General features: G+C 61.4%; 15 protein-coding genes. 1 reads left to right on the plus strand and 14 read right to left on the minus strand.

What is annotated here, in order from left to right:
* Positions 1-29: 29 nt before the first annotated feature.
* Entirely contained in the window at positions 30-836 is an 807-nt protein-coding gene (gene kdgR, locus AC4LE2_RS16560; RefSeq protein ID WP_491826788.1) for a DNA-binding transcriptional regulator KdgR, read from the plus strand.
* Positions 837-972: 136 nt separating this feature from the next.
* Here the strand turns inward: kdgR and lpxC are convergent, their stop codons facing one another.
* The 14 genes from lpxC to ftsL all read right to left on the minus strand — a co-directional run bounded on the left by lpxC (position 973) and on the right by ftsL (position 17369).
* On the minus strand, positions 973-1884 hold the full coding sequence (lpxC, locus tag AC4LE2_RS16565; protein ID WP_491826789.1) for a UDP-3-O-acyl-N-acetylglucosamine deacetylase: 912 nt from the start codon (positions 1882-1884) through the stop codon (positions 973-975).
* A 111-nt stretch (positions 1885-1995) separates the two neighbouring features.
* Positions 1996-3201: a cell division protein FtsZ gene (gene ftsZ / locus AC4LE2_RS16570; protein ID WP_491826790.1), complete on the minus strand. Its 1206-nt coding sequence runs from the start codon at positions 3199-3201 to the stop codon at positions 1996-1998.
* Between the two features lie 47 nt (positions 3202-3248).
* Complete coding sequence (gene ftsA / locus AC4LE2_RS16575) at positions 3249-4508, minus strand: cell division protein FtsA (RefSeq protein WP_491826791.1); 1260 nt, start codon at positions 4506-4508, stop codon at positions 3249-3251.
* A gap of 13 nt (positions 4509-4521) precedes the next feature.
* Positions 4522-5388 carry a cell division protein FtsQ/DivIB gene (locus AC4LE2_RS16580; protein ID WP_491826792.1) on the minus strand — a complete coding sequence of 289 codons (867 nt, stop codon included), beginning with the start codon at positions 5386-5388 and terminating at the stop codon, positions 4522-4524.
* Positions 5389-5391: 3 nt separating this feature from the next.
* Complete coding sequence (locus AC4LE2_RS16585; RefSeq protein WP_491826793.1) at positions 5392-6351, minus strand: D-alanine--D-alanine ligase; 960 nt, start codon at positions 6349-6351, stop codon at positions 5392-5394.
* Positions 6348-7802, minus strand: coding sequence for a UDP-N-acetylmuramate--L-alanine ligase (gene murC / locus AC4LE2_RS16590; protein WP_491826794.1), 1455 nt, complete (start codon positions 7800-7802; stop codon positions 6348-6350). The genes AC4LE2_RS16585 and murC overlap by 4 nt, the downstream gene beginning before the upstream one ends.
* A complete protein-coding gene (murG, locus tag AC4LE2_RS16595) occupies positions 7795-8865 on the minus strand; it encodes an undecaprenyldiphospho-muramoylpentapeptide beta-N-acetylglucosaminyltransferase (protein ID WP_491826795.1) in 1071 nt (356 codons plus the stop codon). Before murG ends, murC begins: the two co-directional genes overlap by 8 nt.
* Positions 8855-10069: a putative lipid II flippase FtsW gene (gene ftsW, locus AC4LE2_RS16600; RefSeq protein WP_491826796.1), complete on the minus strand. Its 1215-nt coding sequence runs from the start codon at positions 10067-10069 to the stop codon at positions 8855-8857. The genes murG and ftsW overlap by 11 nt, the downstream gene beginning before the upstream one ends.
* On the minus strand, positions 10066-11412 hold the full coding sequence (gene murD, locus AC4LE2_RS16605) for a UDP-N-acetylmuramoyl-L-alanine--D-glutamate ligase (protein ID WP_491826797.1): 1347 nt from the start codon (positions 11410-11412) through the stop codon (positions 10066-10068). Before murD ends, ftsW begins: the two co-directional genes overlap by 4 nt.
* 4 nt (positions 11413-11416) lie before the next feature.
* Positions 11417-12499, minus strand: coding sequence for a phospho-N-acetylmuramoyl-pentapeptide-transferase (mraY, locus tag AC4LE2_RS16610; RefSeq protein WP_491826798.1), 1083 nt, complete (start codon positions 12497-12499; stop codon positions 11417-11419).
* A complete protein-coding gene (locus tag AC4LE2_RS16615; protein ID WP_491826799.1) occupies positions 12499-13866 on the minus strand; it encodes a UDP-N-acetylmuramoyl-tripeptide--D-alanyl-D-alanine ligase in 1368 nt (455 codons plus the stop codon). Before AC4LE2_RS16615 ends, mraY begins: the two co-directional genes overlap by 1 nt.
* Entirely contained in the window at positions 13859-15322 is a 1464-nt protein-coding gene (locus AC4LE2_RS16620) for a UDP-N-acetylmuramoyl-L-alanyl-D-glutamate--2,6-diaminopimelate ligase (protein ID WP_491826800.1), read from the minus strand. Before AC4LE2_RS16620 ends, AC4LE2_RS16615 begins: the two co-directional genes overlap by 8 nt.
* Entirely contained in the window at positions 15322-17073 is a 1752-nt protein-coding gene (locus AC4LE2_RS16625) for a peptidoglycan D,D-transpeptidase FtsI family protein (RefSeq protein ID WP_491828158.1), read from the minus strand. Before AC4LE2_RS16625 ends, AC4LE2_RS16620 begins: the two co-directional genes overlap by 1 nt.
* Positions 17073-17369 (minus strand): cell division protein FtsL, encoded by a 297-nt coding sequence (ftsL, locus tag AC4LE2_RS16630; protein WP_491828159.1) that lies wholly within the window; start codon positions 17367-17369, stop codon positions 17073-17075. The genes AC4LE2_RS16625 and ftsL overlap by 1 nt, the downstream gene beginning before the upstream one ends.
* Between the last annotated feature and the right edge of the window lie 23 nt (positions 17370-17392).

Raw genomic sequence — 17392 nt, forward strand, 5'->3', positions numbered from 1 at the left:
CAAGCAAGATGAACCACCGGTTCAAAAATATGAGTAGACGGACACCTATGCACGACAAGGGCATCGCCACTGGCAACGAGATGGTCAGCGCCGTGGGGCGCACCCTGGCAGTACTTGAAGCGCTGGGTGACCAGGAGGACGACAGCGGGCTTACGGAACTGGCGCAGCGGCTGGGCATGTCCAAGGCCACCGTGCATCGATTCCTGCAAACGCTCAAACGCCTCGGCTATGTGGTGCAAGACAGTGAAGACCGTTACCGGCTTGGGGTGAAACTGTTCGAGCTGGGCGCACGTGCGCTGCCTCAGCTCGACCTCATCCGTGAAGCCGAACAGGGCATGCGGCACCTCAATACCTTGACGGGCGAAACCGTGCATTTAGGCATCCACGACGAAGGCGCCATTGTGTATGTGCATAAAATCGACTCGCGCTACAGCCTGCGCATGTACTCACGCATTGGCCGCCGGGCCCCGCTGTATTGCACGGGCATCGGCAAGACGTTGATGGCCTGGCGGGGCGAAACAGACGTGCGCCAACTGCTGGCAGCCGATGACTTCATTGCCCGTACGCCACACACCCTGCCTAATCTGGAGGCGTACATGAGCGAGCTACGTCAGGTGCGCGAACAAGGTTTTGCGGAAGACAAGGAAGAGTTCGAAGACAACATGCGCTGTATCGCGGCACCGTTGTTTGATCGCTTTGGCCACGTGATCGCCGGGTTGAGCATCTCATTTCCGTGCTTTCGTTTCCCTGAGGCGCGAAAGGTGGAGTACGTCAACGCCCTGCGCCAGACAGCGCGGCGGATTTCCCTGGCACTTGGCGCGCCAGATAGTGAGTAGCGTATTGGGGTCGCCAGCAAGCTGGGCTGCTACAGGGCGTGTTGGTCGTCAGCAGTGGGGCTTAATCGAAAGGCTGTGTGAGCAGGCGAAAAAAAGCCACCCGAAGGTGGCTTTGAATTAGAGAGAAGGTTCGAGCTTAAACGGCTGCAACCGGGCGCATATAGGAGATTGGCGCAGTACTCGCGTCTTCAAAGGTAACCACTTCCCATGCGTCTTTCTGTTCGATGAGTTTGCGTAGCAGCCTGTTGTTCAGGGCATGCCCTGACTTGAAGCCACGAAACTCGCCAATCAGGCTGTTGCCCAGCAAGTAGAGATCGCCGATGGCGTCCAGGATCTTGTGCTTGACAAACTCGTCCTCGTACCGCAGGCCGTCTTCGTTCAGTACGCCTTCCTTGTCCACCACGATTGCGTTTTCTACACTGCCGCCCAGCGCCAGGTTGTGCTTGCGCAGGTATTCAATGTCGCTCATGAAGCCAAACGTGCGTGCCCGGCTCACTTCCTTGACGAAAGAGGTGCTGGAGAAATCCACGCTGGCGCTCTGGGTGCGATCCTTGAAAACCGGATGGTCGAAATCAATTTCGAAACTGACCTTGAACCCTTCAAACGGCACGAAGGTGGCGCGTTTATCGCCATCTTCAACCTCGACTTCACGCAGGATCCGGATGAATTTCTTCGGTGAGCTCTGCTCTTCCAGGCCAGCCGATTGAATCAGGAATACAAAGGGACCGGCGCTACCATCCATGATCGGCACTTCCGAGGCGGAGAGTTCGACGTAGGCGTTATCGATCCCGAGGCCGGCCATGGCCGAAAGCAGGTGCTCCACGGTGTCAACCTTCACGTCCCCCTGAAACAGGGTGGTGGACATGGTGGTTTCACCGACGTTTTCCGCACGCGCGGGAATCTGGACCACTGGGTCCAGATCGGTACGACAGAACACGATCCCGGTGTCGACTGGCGCGGGCTTGAGGGTAAGGTAGACCTTTTCCCCCGAATGCAGACCGACGCCGGTGGCACGGATGATGTTCTTCAGGGTGCGTTGTTTAATCATGGCAGTGGCCGCTTCAGCGCTAGTTGCGAACTGGTATCAACAAAGGAGGCGATCATAGCAGACCCCGCCTTTGCTGAACACCAATCACCTCTATACCCCTGATAAATTGCATTAATCGGCTTGACGGCGCAGGAAAGCTGGGATGTCCAGATAATCCAGGTCGTCGTTAGGGTTCAGCTTGGCTGCTGCGGCGGCCCCGGCGTGCGCCTGGTTACGCATTACGGTAGGGCGCTCCAAGTCACGGTAGTTGACCGCTGGCTGCTCCTGACGCGCCGCTGCGGGCGTCTGGGCCTGAGGCTGCTGCTGTTGTGGCATGGCAGGCTGCAGCGTGTTGTCGATGATTTTCGCCGGCTTCTCGATCTTGGCGCCCAGGCCCGTGGCAACCACGGTTACATGCAGCTCATCGCGCATGTCTGGGTCGATTACAGTGCCAACCTTGACCATCGCGTGGTCGGAAGCGAAGGCTTCGATAATGCTACCCACGTCAGAGTATTCACCCAGGGACAAATCCGGGCCGGCCGTGATGTTCACCAGGATGCCACGCGCGCCCTGCAGGTTGACGTCTTCAAGTAGCGGGTTGCGAATGGCCGCTTCAGTCGCTTCACGCGCACGGTTCGGGCCGCTGGCAAAGCCGGTACCCATCATGGCCATACCCATCTCGCTCATCACGGTGCGCACGTCGGCGAAGTCGACGTTGATCATGCCTGGACGCTTGATGATGTCGGAGATACCGCGAACGGCGCCGGCCAACACGTCATCCGCCTTGGCGAAGGCAGACAGCAAGCTTGCGTCCTTGCCCAGGATCGTGAGCAGTTTTTCGTTAGGGATGGTGATCAACGAATCCACGCACTCGGACAGGGCACGGATCCCTTCGTCAGCGATCTGCATGCGCTTGCGGCCTTCGAAGGGGAACGGACGCGTCACGACAGCGACGGTCAGGATACCCATTTCCTTGGCCACTTCAGCGATGATCGGCGCAGCGCCCGTACCGGTGCCGCCCCCCATGCCCGTGGTGATGAACACCATGTTGGTGCCCTGCAACACTTCGGCAATGCGCTCACGGTCTTCCATGGCGGCCTGACGACCTACTTCAGGGTTGGCGCCTGCGCCCAAGCCCTTGGTCACGCCCGTGCCCAACTGCAGGATAGTGCGCGCGCCGATGTTTTTAAGTGCCTGCGCGTCGGTGTTGGCGCAGATGAACTCAACGCCTTCGATGTTGCTTTTAACCATGTGATTGACCGCGTTACCGCCGCCACCACCTACGCCGATCACCTTGATGACCGGGCTCTGCGGGATGTTGTCTACCAGCTCGAACATGTTCCCTCTCCTTCAATTCTCTAGTTTTAGTACGCCTACTGCCGCTCTTAAAAATTGCCCTGAACCCACCGCTTGAGGCGTTCCAGCACCGGCGCCTTGGGCTCCTCGCCATAACTGCTGTCGCGACCGGCGAGGCCGGTAAACGTCACACCTTCGGATTGCTTCTGCAGGCCGTAGGTCAGTAAGCCTACGGCTGTCGAATAGATCGGGTTGCGGATGACGTCATCCAGCCCCCGGACGGTATGCGGTACACCCAGGCGTACCGGCATGTGGAAAATCTCTTCGGCCAGCTCTACCGCCCCTTCCATCTTGGCGGTGCCGCCTGTTAGTACGATGCCTGCGGGGATAAGGTCTTCATACCCACTACGGCGCAATTCTGCCTGAATCAACGTGAAGAGCTCGTCATAACGCGGCTCTACCACTTCGGCCAATGCCTGGCGGGACAGTTCACGCGGGGGACGGTCACCCACGCTTGGCACCTTGATGGTTTCACCGGCGCCTGCGAGCTTGGCCAGGCAGCAGGCGTAGCGGATCTTGATTTCCTCGGCGTACTGGGTAGGGGTGCGCAGCGCCATGGCGATGTCGTTGGTTACCTGGTCCCCGGCAATGGGGATAACCGCTGTGTGACGAATCGCGCCCTCAGTGAAAATGGCAATGTCTGTGGTACCACCACCGATGTCCACAAGGCACACGCCCAGCTCTTTTTCGTCGTCAGTCAGTACAGAGTACGCCGATGCCAACTGCTCAAGGATAATGTCGTCGATTTCCAGGCCGCAGCGACGAACGCACTTCTCGATGTTCTGGGCCGCGTTTACCGCGCACGTTACCACATGCACTTTCGCTTCCAGTCGCACGCCCGACATGCCCAGGGGCTCACGAACGCCCTCCTGGTTATCGATGACGTAATCCTGCGGCAACGTATGTAGCACACGCTGATCCGCTGGAATCGCTACCGCCTGGGCGGCGTCCAACACACGCTCCAGGTCGGCAGTACTGACTTCGCGGTCTCGGATCGCGACGATGCCGTGCGAATTGAGGCTGCGAATATGGTTACCGGCAACGCCGACGAAGGCGGAGTGAATACGGCAGCCCGCCATCAGCTGAGCTTCTTCCACAGCCCTTTGAATGGACTGCACAGTGGACTCGATGTTAACCACCACGCCTTTTTTCAGCCCACGGGACGGGTGTGTGCCGATGCCGACGATCTCGAGGGTGCCATCGGCCGCGACTTCGCCCACCAGCGCCACTACCTTGGAGGTGCCGATATCCAGCCCGACGATCATTTTGCCGCTATGCGCGTTTGCCATGTCCTGCCTCTTGTTAATTCTTCGCCACGGTCGGTACCGCTGGCGCCGCCGCGTTCGGGTCACGCCAGCCAACGGCAAGGCCGTTGGCATAGCGCAAGTCGACGCGGGCAATATTCGTGATCTGATCTTTTAGGGTCTTGTCGTATATGGCGATGAACCGGCGCAGCTTTTCCACCAGATGGTCACGCCCCAGCAGCAAATCGATGCCCGGCCCGGCGCTGCCCGCGCCTGTGGTCAGGAACCAGCTACCGCGCTCACGCAATTCAAGCCGTGCTATTGAAAACCCTAGAGGCCGAAGCATCTGACTAAGCACTTGATACTGCTGCATGACTTGTTGCTGAGCACGCTGCGGGCCAAACAGCTGAGGCAGGTGCTCATAATTGGCCAGTTCGCGCGGGGCGAATGCCTGGCCTTGGTTGTTCAATAGCTGCCCTTCGCCCCAGCGGGCAACGGGCAATTGTTCTTCGAGGCGAATCACGACCTGGTCTGGCCATACCCGCCGGACTTCAGCGTGGGCAATCCAGGCCATCTGCTCCAGTTCGGTGCGCATGCCGGTCAGGTCAATGCTGAAAAAGCGCGCGTTCGCGTACGGAGCGATACGTTCCTGCACGGCCTGCTGACTCACGTAGCTCAGGTCGCCCTGGACATTGATCTTGGACACGGGGCGGTCCAGGTAAGGCATGGCGCGCTCGGCGCCTTCATACGTGCCTGCCGCCAGCGCCAGCAGGACCAACGGCCACAGCAGCTTCTTGAACACGCTGCCACCCACGCGTGGCACACGGCTGCCCAGCGGCTCCTTGGCCACCATACGGCTTGCGCCACGTTGCTCAACCTTACGGCTGGGCATGGGCTGCGGATGACGAACGCCAGGGGCACGCATGGATTAACCTCGCGCCTGTAGCGAGTCAGCCAGGATCGACAGTACCAATTGCTGGAAATCAAGGCCCGCAGCACGGGCGGCCATAGGCACCAGGCTGTGGTCTGTCATGCCAGGTGCGGTGTTGACCTCCAGCAGCCAGAAGGCGCCAGCGGCATCTTGCATGATATCGACCCGCCCCCATCCGGCAATACCGATGGCCTGGCAGGCACGAAGGCTTAGGGCCATCAACTCTTGCTCTTTTTCTGGAGCCAGGCCGCAGGGAATGCGGTACTGGGTGTCGTTCGCCACGTACTTGGCATCGTAGTCATAGAAGGTGTGCGGCGTGCCCAACGCGATAGCCGGCAGCACCTGGTCACGCAAGACCGCCACAGTAAATTCGGGGCCATCGACCCACTGCTCAACCAGGACTTGCGAATCAAAAACGCTGGCGGCCTGCCAGGCCTGGACCAATTCACGCTCACTGGTCACCTTGGCCATGCCGATACTTGAACCTTCATGGGCGGGTTTGACGATTAAAGGGAAGCCCAGTTCCGTGATCGCCTTCACACAATCGGCCTCGCTGGCCAATACCGCGTGACGTGGCGTAGGAATACCCAGGGTGTGCCACACCTGCTTGGTGCGCAGTTTGTCCATCGCCAGGGCTGACGCCAGGATGCCGCTGCCGGTGTAGGGAATGCCCAGGCACTCCAGCAGGCCCTGCATGCTGCCGTCTTCGCCACCGCGCCCGTGCAGGATGATGAAGGCGCGGTCGATCTTCTCGCGCTGCAACACCTGTAGAAAATCGGGCCCTACGTCGATCCCGAACGCATCGACACCTGCAGCTTGCAGCGCGCCCAGCACCTGTGCGCCGGACTTGAGCGATACCTCACGTTCGGCACTGGTACCGCCGTACAGTACCGCCACGCGGCCGAAGTCGCTGGGCATGACGGTGGACATCAAGTGTTCATAGGCTTGGGCGTTCATTGGTCTTTCCCCGAAGTGGCGACTGCGCCGGCAAACAGCGGGCTTTTCAATAGCTGAGGTGCGATAGAGCCAACGTCCCCGGCACCCTGGCACAGCAGGATGTCACCGGGGCGCAGCAGCGGCTTGACCACCGGTGCGATTTCAGTACCACGCTCTACATAAATAGGGTCGAGTTGGCCGCGCTGACGAATGCTGTGGCACAACTGTCGGCTGTCCGCGCCAGGAATAGGTTCTTCGCCAGCAGGGTACACCTCCATCAGCAACAGCACATTGGCATCGGCCAGTACCTGCACGAAATCGTCGTACAGGTCACGCGTACGGCTGTAGCGGTGAGGCTGGTAGAGCATGACCAGACGGCGCTCGGGCCAGCCGCCGCGTACTGCCTCGATCACAGCGGCAACTTCGCGTGGGTGATGACCGTAGTCATCCACCAGCATCACGTGGCCACCCTCTACGGGCAGCTCGCCGTACACCTGGAATCGCCGGCCCACGCCCTGGAACCCGGACAGGCCATGCACAATGGCCTCGTCGCTGATGCCCTCGTCGGTAGCGATGGCAATGGTCGCCAAGGCATTGAGCACGTTGTGGTTGCCCGGCATGTTGACCGACACGGCCAAAGGCTCGCGGTCGCGGCGCAACACGGTGAAGTAGGTTTGCATGCCATCCTGACGGATATTGATAGCGCGTACGTCGGCGGCTTCGTGCACCCCGTACGTAGTAGTGGGGCGCGCGATCTGCGGCAGGATGTCTCGCACCACCGGGTCGTCCAGGCAGGCCACGGCCAGCCCGTAGAACGGCAGGTTATGCAGGAACTCGACGAAGGTTTTCTTCAGCTTGTTGAAGTCCCCTTCGTAGGTGGCCATGTGGTCAGCGTCGATGTTGGTGACCACCGCTACCAGCGGCTGCAAATGCAGGAAGCTGGCGTCGCTTTCGTCGGCTTCGGCGATCAGGTAACGGCTGCTGCCCAATTGGGCATTGGTGCCAGCCGCGTTCAAACGGCCACCAATCACGAACGTTGGGTCCAGGCCCGCTGCCGCGAACACCGAGGCCAGCAAGCTGGTAGTGGTGGTCTTGCCATGGGTACCGGCCACGGCGATGCCATGACGGTAGCGCATCAGCTCGGCCAGCATTTCGGCACGGCGGACGACAGGGATGCGCCGTTCCAGCGCGGTGGCCACTTCCGGGTTGCTGACGTTCACGGCGCTGGACACCACCAGCACATCGGCCTTGGTCGCGTTTTCGGCGCGGTGACCGATAAACACTTCGGCGCCAAACGCACGTAGCCGCTCAGTCACGCCAGAGGCCTTCAAGTCTGAACCCGAAACTTCATACCCCAGGTTGAGCAGCACCTCAGCGATGCCGCACATGCCCACCCCGCCGATGCCCACGAAGTGGATACGGCGAATACGGCGCATTTCAGGCTGCGGCATGGCGCGTTGACCCTCAACCATGGGTCACCTCCAGGCAAGCGTCGACGACACTGCGGGTGGCGTCTGGTTTAGCCAATCGACGGGCGCTGTCGGCCATGGTGACTAGTGTTTGCGGTTGCATCAAAACCTCTTCAAGGCGCGCGGCAAGCTGTGCGGCACCTGTTGTTGCTTGCGGCATGACGAAGGCAGCACCTTCGCGGGCCAAAAAATCGGCATTGCGACTCTGGTGGTCGTCAATGGCGTGTGGCAAGGGGACCAGCAGCGAAGGCAGGCCTGCGGCAGCCAACTCGCTGACAGTCAGTGCACCCGCGCGGCAAATCACTACGTCAGCCCAGGCATAGGCCTGTGCCATGTCCGCGATAAAGGGTGCGACCTGGGCATCGACGCCCAAGCTGGTGTAGCGCTCGGCGGTTGTCTGATCGTGCTGCTTGCCGGCTTGGTGGAACACGTCGGGCCGGTGCGCCGCTTCCAGACTGGCCAGTGCCTGAGGTACCAGTTTGTTCAACGGCTCGGCACCCAGGCTTCCACCCATTACCAACAGGCGGGCACGGCGCCCGGCCAGCGGCTGGCGAGGTGCCGTGAGGAACAGCTCTGTGCGCACGGGGTTGCCCGTGGTCAAGCACTTGGGCGACGGGGCGAAGGTGCGTGGAAAGGCTTCGCAGACACGGCTCGCCAGGGGCGCCAGTAGCCGATTGGCCGTACCGGCCACGGCGTTCTGCTCGTGCACTACCACCGGCACGCCTGCCAGGCGCGCAGCCAGCCCGCCCGGGCCTGTCACATAGCCCCCGAAGCCCACCACGCAAACGGGTTGTACACGGCGGATGATCGCCCTGGCCTGCATCACCGACTTCAGTAGCATGAAAGGCGCCTTGAGTAACGCCGCTCGCCCTTTGCCGCGCAAACCGCTGGCACTGATGGTATGCAGCGTAAGGCCCGCGCCGGGGACCAGCTCGTTTTCAATGCCCCGCGGCGTACCCAACCAGTGAACGGTATAGCCGCGAGCCTGAAACTCCTTGGCACAGGCCAGCGCCGGGAACACGTGGCCGCCGGTGCCGCCTGCCATGATCAGCACGTTACCGGCCATGGTAGGGCTCCTCGATGAAATCCTTCTCGGTAAACTCGGCTTCCTCGCTGCCCAGGTACGTGCGGCTCTCCCATTCGATCCGCAGTAACAGCCCCAGGCAGGCGCAGCAGATTACCAACGAGCTGCCCCCGTAGCTGAGAAATGGAAGCGTCAGGCCTTTGGTAGGCAGCAAGCCCACGTTCACGCCGATATTGATCAGGAATTGACCAATCCACAGGAACGACAGCCCATACGCCATATAAGCCGCGAAGAATTGTTTGGCCTTCTCGGCCCACAAACCGATGTACATGCCACGTACGCAGACGAACACAAAAAGCGCGACAGTGCATAAAGAGCCAACGACCCCCAGCTCTTCGGCCAGCACCGAGAACACGAAGTCGGTATGGGCCTCTGGCAGGTAAAACTGCTTTTGCACGCTATTGCCCAGCCCCACGCCGAACCACTCACCGCGCCCAAAGGCAATCAGCGCCTGGGTTAGCTGGTAGCCCGAACCGAACTGGTCAGCCCAGGGGTCGGTGAAGGTAATCAAACGCGCCATGCGGTAAGGCTGGGCTTGAACCAGCACGAACACTGCGCCCACGGCCAGCGCTACCATCAAGGCAAAGCGGAACAGCCCAACCCCACCCAGGAACAGCATGGCCGCAGCGGCGCCCATCATGACAACCGTGGCGCCGAAGTCTGGCTCCATGAGCAAGAGGCCTGCCATGGGTAACAGCACGATGAAGGGCTTGAAAAAGCCCATCCAGCTTTCGCGCACTTCGTGCTGACGCCTGACCAGATAACCGGAGAGGAAGATCACCACGAACACCTTAGCCAGTTCCGAAGGCTGAACGTTGAACGCGCCGAAGCCGATCCAGCGCATGGAGCCGTTCACCTCCCGCCCAATGCCTGGCACGATCACCAGGAACAACAAGGCAAACGCGCCGGCCAACAGCAACCAGCCCAAACGTTGCCACGTGGCAATAGGGATCATCAAGGTGATGCCACAGGCCCCTAGGCCGAGCACGAGGTAAACCAGGTGGCGCGTCATGTTGTACAGCGCGTTGCCGCTTTGTACCGCTGCGACTTCACTAGAGGCCGAGGTAATCATGACCAACCCCAGGCCCAGCAGTGCCAGGCAACCCGCCAGCATCGGGAAATCGATATCAATGCCACGGTTGCTGATGAGCGGCGAAGGGAACGGCTTGATGACGTTGAAAATCATGCCAATGCCTCCACGGCTTGGGCGAACAGGTGCCCACGTGCTTCGTAATTGCTGAACATGTCCAGGCTGGCGCAGGCAGGGGATAGCAACACTGCGTCGCCTGGCTGTGCCAGCTGAGCGCCCTGGGCGACTGCGGCGGGCAGGTCCGCTACCTGAACCTGGGTCACGCTTGGACCTAGGGCGTCAGCGATCTTCTGGGCGTCACGGCCCAACAAGACCACCGCACGGCAGTAGCGGCTGACCGGGGCGCGCAGGCCGGAAAAATCTGCACCTTTGCCATCGCCGCCGGCAATGAGCACCAGCTTGCCGTCCATATCGCTGCCCAGCCCTTCAATGGCCGCCAGGGCCGCGCCCACGTTGGTGGCCTTGGAGTCGTTGTACCAACTCACACCGTTGTACTCGCGTACCCACTGGCAACGGTGGGCCAGCCCCGTAAATGCCCGCAGCGCATCCAGCATGGGCGCTGTCGGCAAGCCTGCGGCATGGCCCAGGGCCAAGGCCGCGAGGGCGTTGGCGTAGTTATGGGCACCACGCAATTTGAGCTCGCTCACCGGCAATAGCAGTGTCTGTGCAAACGCCAAGTACTTGATACCACCTTCCTGGCGCAGGCCAAAGGCATTGAAATCGGGGGCGTCCAGGCCAAACGAGACGATGCGCAAATCGCCCCTGGGCAAGGGCCGGGTCAGGGCGTCCTGGCGGTTGACCACCGCCATGCGCGCGCCCCTGAAGATGCGATGCTTGGCCATGTGGTACGCCGGCATGCCGCTGTAGCGGTCCATGTGGTCTTCGCTGAGGTTGAGCACCGTGGCGACCTCAGCATTGAGTTGATGAGTGGTTTCCAGTTGGAAGCTGGACAGCTCCATCACGTACAGCTCCACAGCATCGTCCAGCAGCTCAAGTGCGGGCGTGCCCAGGTTGCCGCCGACGGCTACCCGCTTGCCTGCGGCCTGGGCCATCTCCCCTAGCAAGGTGGTCACCGTGCTTTTTGCATTCGAGCCCGTGATTGCCACGATGGGGGCGCGGGCATAGCGGGCGAACAGGTCGATGTCACCGGACAGCTTCACGCCACGAGCGGCGGCCTCAGCCAAGGCTGGGGTCGCAATTGCCAGGCCCGGGCTTACGAACAGCTCACTGGCACGGCACAGGAAATCCACGTCCAAGGCGCCGCAGCGCACCTCAACCTGAGGGAAGTCTCGCTGTAGCGTCGTCAATTCCGGTGGCTGCTCGCGCGTATCGGCCACGGCAAAGGCAATGCCCTGCTTCGCCAGGAAGCGAACCAGGGACATGCCGCTCTTGCCGAGGCCGACAACGATGCGGAACTGATCGGAAGCGATTAGCGACACAGGGCTACCTCAGCTTCAAGGTGGCAAGGCCGATGAGCACCAGAATCACGGTAATGATCCAGAAGCGCACGATGACCCGTGGTTCGGGCCAGCCCTTGAGTTCGAAATGGTGATGGATCGGCGCCATGCGGAACACCCGGCGCCCGGTCAACTTGAACGACGCTACCTGGATGACCACTGAAAGGGTTTCCATCACGAACACACCGCCCATGATGAACAGGACAATCTCCTGGCGAACGATCACGGCAATGGTGCCCAGGGCGGCACCCAGGGCCAATGCGCCCACATCGCCCATGAACACCTGGGCGGGGTAGGTGTTGAACCACAAAAAGCCCAGCCCTGCCCCGATCAGCGCGCCGCAAAATACGATGAGCTCGCCCGCGCCTGGCACATAGGGGATCAGCAGGTAGTCTGCAAATTTTACGTTGCCGGACAGGTAGCAGAAGATCCCCAGCGCCCCACCTACCATGACCGTTGGCATGATCGCCAGGCCATCCAGGCCATCGGTGAGGTTGACGGCGTTGCTGGACCCTACGATCACCAGATACGCCAGCACCATGAAGCCTGCGCCCATGGCAATGCTGGCGTCCTTGAACATCGGAACGATCAACGTGGTTTCTACTGGGCTATTGGCGGTGGTGTACAAGAACACCGCCGCGCAAATCCCGAACACTGACTGCCAGAAATACTTCCAGCGGCTGGGCAAGCCACGGGAGTTTTTCTCGATCACCTTACGGTAGTCGTCCACCCAACCGATGCCACCGAACAGGAGCGTAACGATCAGTACCACCCACACGTAGCGGTTGGAAAGGTCAGCCCATAACAGGGTGCTGATACCAATGGCGGACAGAATCAGCGCGCCCCCCATGGTCGGGGTGCCGGACTTGGACAGGTGGGACTGAGGGCCGTCGTTTCGAACCGATTGGCCAATCTGACGGATTTGCAGGGTGCGGATCATCCACGGGCCTAGCCACAGCGAAAGCACCAGCGCAGTCAAGACGCCCAGAATCCCACGCAAGGTGAGGTACTGGAACACCGCGAAGCCCTTATAGAACTGTTGAAGGAATTCGGCCAACAGCAGCAGCATTAATGTTTCTCCTCGCTGGCGCCGCACAAGGCCGCTACGACGTGTTCCATCGCAGCGCTGCGCGAGCCTTTTATCAAAATAGTGGTATGAGCGAGCTGTTCCGCGGCGAGGGCCTGGATGAGTTCAGCCTGAGTATTGAAGTGCCGGGCGTTTTCACCGAAGGCTTCGACGGCGTGAGCCATGAGTGGGCCCACGGCATACAGCGCATCGACGCGCCCCCGGGCATAGGCCCCTACTTGGCGATGGCCTTCGGTGGCCCAGCTGCCTAATTCCCCGATGTCCCCGAGCACCAGAACGGTGCGGCCAGAAAAGCCGGCGAGTATATCAACCGCTGCGGCCACCGAGGAGGGGTTAGCGTTATAGGTGTCGTCGATTACACGGGTGCCTGTGGGCGTAACCTGCGCTACCGTGCGCCCTTTTACCGGTTGCACGCTGTTCAGGCCTTGGGCGATTTCCGGCAGGGTAGCCCCCAGCGCGCGTGCAGCCGCCGCCGCTGCCAGTGCGTTGAGCACGTTGTGCAGGCCCAACAGGTTCAATTGAATAGGCTCGATGCCGTCGTCACAGCGTAGTTCGAACGCAGGGCAGCCGCGCTCGTCCGTTCCCACGGGGCCGGCATGAAAACTCGCTTCAGGGTTGGCCAGCGAGAAGGTCAACACGGCGTGCGCGCCTGCTCTGGCAAGCCATATCGGGTAGGCGGCGTCGTCGAGGTTCAGTACGGCCACGCCAGTCGCGCCTAGGCCTTCCAGGATTTCACCCTTGGCCTCGATGATTTTGTCCGGCCCGCCAAACTCGCCAACGTGTGCAGTGCCGGCATTGTTGATAAGGGCGACCTGTGGCCGGGTAAGGCCGACGGTATAGGCAATTTCGCCCACCCGTGACGCACCCAGTTCGATGACTGCCGCCCAGTGCGCTTCGCTCAATTCAAGCAGCGTAAGCGGGGCGCCCAGATCGTTGTTGAGATTCCCACGGGTTGCTAGAGCGGGCCCACGCACGCGAAGGATCGCGGCGAGCATTTCCTTTACGGTGGTCTTGCCGCTGGAGCCGGTAACGGCGGCGACAGGGCCAGTGAACGCAGCACGGTTCAGTGCCCCCAAGGCGCCCAACGCCAGGCGGCTGTCAGCCACCACTAATTGCGGCAAGGGTGCGCCCAGCACTTCACGCTCCACCACAGCGGCCACGGCGCCCTTGGCCGCTACCTCCGCCAAATAGTCGTGGCCATCGAACCGTGGGCCGGCCAAGGCAATGAACGCGCACCCTGGTTCGATGGCGCGGCTGTCGATGCTCACGCCCGTAAAACTGCAGTCGTCACCCACCAGGCGAGCGCCCAGCGGCGCGATGAGCTGGCTAAGGGACATAGGCTTAAACATGGTTAGGCTCCCAGGCGCCAAGCGCGGCTTGGGCCTGTGCGATATCGGAGAACGGCTGGCGCTCGCCTTTGATTTCCTGGTAATCCTCGTGGCCTTTACCAGCCAGCACGACCACATCGCCGGTATTGGCCTGTGCGATGGCCTGAGCGATAGCCTCGGCCCGGCCGGCGATGAAACGCACTTGCTCGGGCTGCGTAAAGCCAGGGCGGATGTCATCGAAGATCGCCTCCGGCACTTCGCTGCGAGGGTTGTCGTCAGTGACGATCACAACGTCCGCCTCGTCCTCGGCGACCTTGGCCATGAGTGGGCGCTTGCCACGGTCACGGTCACCACCGCACCCGAATACGCACACCAGCTTGCCCGTGGCATGAGGGCGAAGGGCTTGAAGAATTTTCTCCAGGGCATCTGGAGTATGCGCGTAATCCACCACTACCAATGGCTGGTTGCCACCGCCCAAACGCTGCACTCGCCCCTGCGGGCCTTGCAGCTTGGGCACGACCTTGAGAATTTCATCCAGCGGGTAGTCCAACGCCATCAGCGCCCCAATGGCTGCCAGCAGGTTGCTGAGGTTGAACCGGCCCAACAGGCAGCTGCGCAGGCTGAAGGTGCCCTGCCCGGTTGCCAGGGTTGCGCTCACCCCGTGGTCGTCAAAGCGTACGTCGCGGCAATACAGCGCGGCATGGGTATCCGTGAGGCTGTAGCCAATCACCCGGGACACACCAGGCCGGCTGGCCAGCTCGCGGCCAAAGGCGTCGTCCAGGTTAAGCACCCGGGCGCGCAAGGTTGGCCAGGCGAACAATTGGGCCTTGGCCTCGGCGTAGGCCTCCATGCTGCCGTGGTAGTCCAAGTGGTCTCGGGACAGGTTGGTGAACACGGCCAGGGTGAAATCCAGGGCAGCGACACGGCCCTGCTCCAGTGCGTGGGAGGACACTTCCATGGCAACAGCGCGGGCACCGGCCTTGCGCAGGTCGGCCAGGGTCGCTTGGACCTTCACGGCATCGGGAGTGGTCATTCGCCCGCTTTTCAGTTGCCCATGAAAACCGGTGCCCAGCGTGCCGATCAGCCCACAGCGGGTGCCGAGGTGGTCCAGGGCCTGAGCGATCAGTTGAGTCACACTGGTTTTACCGTTGGTGCCGGTCACGCCTATTACCCGCAGATGACGGGCGGGCTCGGAATAGAAGCGGCCGGCGATGCGGGACAGCTGGCCGGCCAACCCACGCACAGGAATCAGCGGCACATCGGTAAGGGGCAGTACGTTGGCGCCCTGGGCTTCATAGGCTACGGCGGCTGCGCCTCGCTTCAGCGCATCGGCAATGTGGGTGCGGCCGTCTACCGACTTGCCTGGCACCGCCAGAAACAGATCGCCTGGGCGAACGTCACGGCTATCCAGCGCCAACTCACGGATCAACGGGTCGCGCCCCGCGTCGGGGAAGAGGTGGGTCAAGGGCATGCTCATCAGCCTTGCCGTCCTTTGCTGGGCGCAGGTGCTGCTGCCGGCGGTGTTGCCTCGGCCTGTTGCTGCGGGGTGGCGGGAAGGTTGTCTGGTGTCACGTTCATCAACCGCAACGTACCCGACATCACCTTGCTGAAGACCGGGGCAGACACCAGGCCACCGAAGTAGCCGCCAGCGCCTGGCTCGTCGATGACCACGACCACCGCGTAGCGCGGATTGGCCACTGGCCCAAAGCCTGCGAACAGCGAACGGTAGGCGTTTTCGGTGTAGCCACGTGAGCCAATGGTTGCTTTACGTGCGGTACCGCTTTTACCCGCTACGTGGTAGCCCGGCACTTGAGCGCGATAGACGCCTCGTGGTGCCTCGATTACCTGCTGGAGCATGCCCTGGATAGTAGAGGCAACGTTATGAGGAATGACTTGGTTGCCTTCAGGGTCTTTGTCCACCTTGAGGATGGACAGTGGCACCAGCTTGCCATCGTTGGCCAAGGTGGCGTAGGCGTGCACCAACTGCAACGCGGTGACCGACAGCCCATAGCCGTACGACAGGGTGGCAGTCTCGGCCTTGTGCCATTCGCGGTGGTTGGGCAGGTTGCCCACGCGCTCGCCAGGGAAGCCCAGGCCCGAATACTGGCCAAGCCCGACCGACGCCATGACGCGGTAGATGTTCTCGCCCCCTACATCGAAGGCCACCTTGCTCATCCCCACGTTACTGGAGTTGATCAGGATGCCGGTCAGGTCGAGTACCGGGCCTTCGGATTTGGAAACGTCCTTGATGGTGTAACGGCCGATCTGCAGTGAGCCTGGGTACACCTCTACCTTGTCGGTAGGCTTCCAGCGGCCGGTTTCCAATGCAGCGCTCATGGACAGCGGCTTCATGGTCGAGCCGGGCTCGAATACGTCGATGATGGCACGGTTGCGCATGGTGGCAGGCACCATGGTGCGGCGATTATTGGGGTTGTACGTGGGCATGTTGACCATGGCCAGCACTTCACCGGTTTTCACGTCCATGATGACCAGGCTGCCCGCCTTTGCCTGGTTGTCAGTGATTGCCTTGCGCAACTCGCGCGTGGCCAGGTATTGCAAGCGCAGGTCAATGGACAAGGCCAGGGTTTTCCCTGCCTTGGCATTTTTGGTCACTTGCACGTCGCGGATCAGTTTACCGCGACGGTCCTTGATCACCTGGCGCCGGCCGGGTACGCCCGCCAGCCATTCGTCATACGCAAGCTCTACACCTTCCCGGCCGTGATCGTCCAGGTCGGTAAAGCCCACCATGTGCGCGGTAACGTCGCCAGCGGGGTAAAAGCGGCGGAATTCTTCAAGGCCATACACGCCAGGCACTTTCAGATCCAGCACAGCCTGGCCCTGCTCAGGCGTAAGCCCTCGCACCAGGTAGAGAAATTCTTTACTGGCGTTGGCTTCCAGCCGCTCGCTGAGCTGAGCCGGGGCTTGACCGAGGGCGCGGGCAAGGTCTGGCCAGCGCTCCTTGGCCAATTGCAACTCCTTGGGGTTGGCCCAAAGCGTGCTGACGGGTGTACTGACCGCCAGTGGCTCGCCGTTGCGATCGGTGATCAAGCCGCGGTGCGCGGGGATGGGAATGTGCCGCATGCTGCGCGCATCACCCTGCCCCTTGAGGAAGTCCCGGTCGACCACTTGCAAGTCGATGATCCGCCAGCTGATGGCAGCGACCATGATACCCAACAGGCCCAGTACCACACAAAACCGCCAGGGGAACAGCGCCCCGTCGAGCTTCATCATGGAGCCACCATGCGAACGTCGGCGGCGTCAGGCACATGCATCTTCAGCTGCTCGGTGGCCAGCGCTTCAATGCGGCTGTGTGCCGTCCAGGTGCTTTGCTCAAGGATAAGCCGCCCCCACTCTGCCTGCGCCTTGTCACGCTCACTCAACTCGGTGTACAAGCCGTTGAGCAGGGTACGGTTGAGGTGGGCGCTATAGGCGACAGCGATGGCCGACACCAGGACGGCCAGGAACATCAGCAGCATCAAAAAGCTACCGGTCGGCAAGGGCTTGCCGAATGGTTTGCCGGACACCTCGCCAACGGGCTTGCCAACGG

The sequence above is a fragment of the Pseudomonas sp. 9.3L genome (genome assembly GCF_058536285.1).